Origin of the sequence: Bacillus sp. S4 (genome assembly GCF_040838205.1) — a bacterium.
Classification (GTDB): domain Bacteria; phylum Bacillota; class Bacilli; order Bacillales; family Bacillaceae_G; genus Bacillus_A; species Bacillus_A cereus_U.
In genome coordinates, this window is sequence record NZ_JBFPJI010000385.1 from 1 (window position 1) to 2,866 (window position 2,866).

Sequence of the window (2,866 nt, forward strand, 5' to 3'; positions counted from 1 at the left end):
ACCAATAAGAGCAGAGCACGGTACATATATTGAATTTGAAACAGGAGCAACAATTTTAGCGATGAATACACGAGAGGATGTTAAGGAGTTAACGGGACTACCTCTTACAGAAGGTGTACTACAATCTTCTCATTTTGAAATAGGATTTGTTGTAGATGATGTTAAGGAAACGATTGAGAAATTAAAAGAACAAGGGGTTAAAGTTCTAGTTGAGCCAATCGTAAAACCGTGGGGACAAACAATTGCTTACATTGCTGACCCAGACGGTAATTATATTGAAATTTGTAGTTCATTAGAATAGAAGGAGAAAAAGAGGATGGGGTTTCCAAAATTAGAAACAGAACGTTTACTATTAAGAGAACTTACACTATTAGATGCAGAAACAATGTTCCATTATTTTTCAAAAGAATCCGTTATTCGTTATTTTGGAATGGACTCTTTCGAAAATGTTGAGCAAGCGAAAACGACTATTCAAACGTTTAGAAAGCGTAATGAAGAGGGAAGTGTATTTCGCTGGGGAATAGAGAAGAAAGGCACAGATCAATTAATTGGTACGTGTGGATTTCATTTAATTAACAATCATCATAAACGAGCTGAAATTGGTTATGAGCTAGATGATACATATTGGGGACAAGGATACGCAACCGAAGCACTGCAAGCAATGCTAGCTTACGGATTTGAAACGTTGCACTTTATAAGAATTGCAGCTGTCGTATATATAGAAAATGAAGCTTCCCGTAATTTATTAAAAAAAGCCGGATTTCAAGAAGAAGGATTACTTCGAAAATATATGATTCAAAATGATGTTGCTCATGACACGGTCGTTTATTCATTATTAAAAGAAGATTGGCAAAAGTAATGAGCACAAGTGAAATAATGAAAGTTATTAAGGAGCATAAAGATGAGCGATTTATATTAGGTATAGATGGTCTAAGTCGTTCAGGTAAAACAACATTGGTTAAAGAGTTGGAAGAAGATTTGAAGCAAAGTGAAATCCCGTTTCATATTTTTCATATTGACGATCATATTACTGAGCGTAATAAGCGATATAATACTGGATTTGCAGAATGGTATGAGTACTACAACCTTCAATGGGATATAGAGTGGTTGCAGCGAAACTTTTTTTGGAAGTTACAAAGCGATATACAAGTACAATTGCCTTTCTATCATGATGAAACAGACATATGTGAAATGAAAGAAATACAGCTTCCTTTAGTAGGTGTAATAATTGTTGAAGGTGTTTTTCTGCAGCGAAAAGAATGGAGAAATTTCTTTCATTATATGGTGTATTTGGATTGTTCAAGAGAGACAAGGTTTCTACGTGAAAGTCCAGAAACGCAGAAGAACCTTTCCAAATTTCAAAGTAGGTATTGGAAAGCTGAGGAGCATTATTTGGAAGCGGAATTGCCAAGGGAGAGAGCGGATTTAGTAATTACAAAATGAAGCTAAGTATAAAGAAGTGCATGAAAAATTTGATAGCAAGATGAAAACTGCATTATCAGAGGAGAAAATGAAAGATCTTACTCCTGTAATTGAAAAAGCTGGTACATTCGAAAAGATTGAAAAAAAGTCGATTGAAGAAAAAGATGGTTTATATACAGTTGTTCTTGTAGCGAAATATAGTAAAGAACAACGTACCTTTATCGTAACTTATAATGATAAAGAAGAAATAGCAGGTTTATATATTAAATAAAAAACAGATAAAGTGGAAGTGTCCGCTTTATCTGTTTTTTATTATTTTAACCAAATTATGGTTATTCATGCTAATATGAACTCATAGCTATATAGAAGGGGTGGGTAATTATGAAAACAGAAATAGTTTCCAAAAAGAAGTACAGCATAATAAGCTATGTATCTTTACTCATCGGAATTATGTGTTTTTTATTCGTTTTTATAACGCCGACGAGAATAGCGAATGCGGGTAATATAGTGGGAGATTATATTACAATTGCTCTGACAGGCGTAGGTATTATACTTTCAACAATTGGAATCACGAAACAAACAGAGAAGAAGGCAATTGCAATTATCTCATTAATACTTTCCTCATCGTTCTTTATTTTTTGGATTATCGCGATTACCTTATTGTTTACTGGCCAAATAAATTTTGCGCCGTAATGAGCAATAAAAAGAGTCCTTCATATAAGAAGGACTCTTTTTATTCGGTATCTTCAGGTTGATATTCTAAAATATCCCCAGGTTGGCATTCTAATGCTTTACAAATAGCATCTAAAGTTGAAATTCTAATTGCTTTTGCTTTTCCATTTTTTAATATAGAAAGGTTAGCCATTGTAATTCCAACCTTCTCTGAAAGTTCAGTTACGCTCATTTTTCTTTTCGCTAGCATTACATCAATATTAATTATTATTGCCATGTTATTCACCTCAGACCGTTAAATCATTTTCTGATTTTATATCTATCGCATCTTTTAAAAGTCTTTGGAGAACGGCAGCAAAGACTGCGATAACCATTGAAGCGAAGATTAGGAGCATGCCAAGTATAATAATACCTGGTGCATCATCTCTTTCCGCCACAAGATAGAAGAGTGGCATACCTACCACATATAAAATACTGATTGTTACTGCACATTGTTTTATCTTCTTTAAAGCTCTAACAGATAATTTCGAGAAAGCGTTACCCTTGTCAATGAAGCTTACAAGTTTAAAAGCTTGATACAGAGCGAAATAAAAAGGTACCACCGTTGCATACAGATTGATTAAAATAAGATATTTTATATATGCAATATCGGGATACAATTCCGCTGCATAATTCCCTATGTTAGGAACTAAAAATATACACAAAGCAAGAACAGGGATTCCAATCAGAATAATAGCTGTCTTTAAAAAGAGTGTTGATCTTTGTTTCATAT

At 33.6% G+C, this 2,866-nt stretch carries 6 protein-coding genes and 1 pseudogene; 5 read left to right on the top strand and 2 right to left on the bottom strand.

The window, feature by feature from the left end; genetic code table 11:
* The 5 genes and pseudogenes from AB3X48_RS20510 to AB3X48_RS20530 all read left to right on the top strand — a co-directional run.
* Positions 1–301, top strand: a 301-nt coding sequence (locus AB3X48_RS20510) for a VOC family protein (protein ID WP_367959876.1), incomplete at its 5' end; no start/stop codon positions are given.
* A 15-nt stretch (positions 302–316) separates the two neighbouring features.
* Positions 317–859 (top strand): GNAT family N-acetyltransferase, encoded by a 543-nt coding sequence (locus AB3X48_RS20515; RefSeq protein ID WP_002200088.1) that lies wholly within the window; start codon positions 317–319, stop codon positions 857–859.
* Entirely contained in the window at positions 859–1,443 is a 585-nt protein-coding gene (locus AB3X48_RS20520) for a kinase (RefSeq protein ID WP_078182388.1), read from the top strand. Before AB3X48_RS20515 ends, AB3X48_RS20520 begins: the two co-directional genes overlap by 1 nt.
* Positions 1,433–1,693: pseudogene (locus AB3X48_RS20525) on the top strand (DUF3887 domain-containing protein); the annotation flags it as partial. The gene AB3X48_RS20520 and the pseudogene AB3X48_RS20525, both read left to right, overlap by 11 nt.
* Positions 1,694–1,803: 110 nt before the next feature.
* Positions 1,804–2,115 carry a hypothetical protein gene (locus tag AB3X48_RS20530; RefSeq protein ID WP_016105208.1) on the top strand — a complete coding sequence of 104 codons (312 nt, stop codon included), beginning with the start codon at positions 1,804–1,806 and terminating at the stop codon, positions 2,113–2,115.
* A gap of 40 nt (positions 2,116–2,155) precedes the next feature.
* Here AB3X48_RS20530 and AB3X48_RS20535 read toward each other — a convergent pair whose 3' ends face one another.
* Entirely contained in the window at positions 2,156–2,371 is a 216-nt protein-coding gene (locus tag AB3X48_RS20535) for a helix-turn-helix domain-containing protein (protein ID WP_000974613.1), read from the bottom strand.
* A gap of 10 nt (positions 2,372–2,381) precedes the next feature.
* The gene (locus tag AB3X48_RS20540) at positions 2,382–2,864 is read right to left on the bottom strand and encodes a DUF2975 domain-containing protein (protein WP_002127922.1); all 483 of its coding nucleotides are present in this window, start codon (positions 2,862–2,864) and stop codon (positions 2,382–2,384) included.
* Positions 2,865–2,866 lie beyond the last annotated feature (2 nt).

What these genes read in the sequence shown, in the direction of transcription:
- AB3X48_RS20515 (WP_002200088.1), top strand. Translation starts at nt 317, where the DNA reads ATGGGGTTTCCAAAATTAGAAACAGAACGTTTACTATTAAGAGAACTT.
- AB3X48_RS20520 (WP_078182388.1), top strand. Translation starts at nt 859, where the DNA reads ATGAGCACAAGTGAAATAATGAAAGTTATTAAGGAGCATAAAGATGAG.
- AB3X48_RS20530 (WP_016105208.1), top strand. Translation starts at nt 1,804, where the DNA reads ATGAAAACAGAAATAGTTTCCAAAAAGAAGTACAGCATAATAAGCTAT.
- AB3X48_RS20535 (WP_000974613.1), bottom strand. Translation starts at nt 2,371, where the DNA reads ATGGCAATAATAATTAATATTGATGTAATGCTAGCGAAAAGAAAAATG.
- AB3X48_RS20540 (WP_002127922.1), bottom strand. Translation starts at nt 2,864, where the DNA reads ATGAAACAAAGATCAACACTCTTTTTAAAGACAGCTATTATTCTGATT.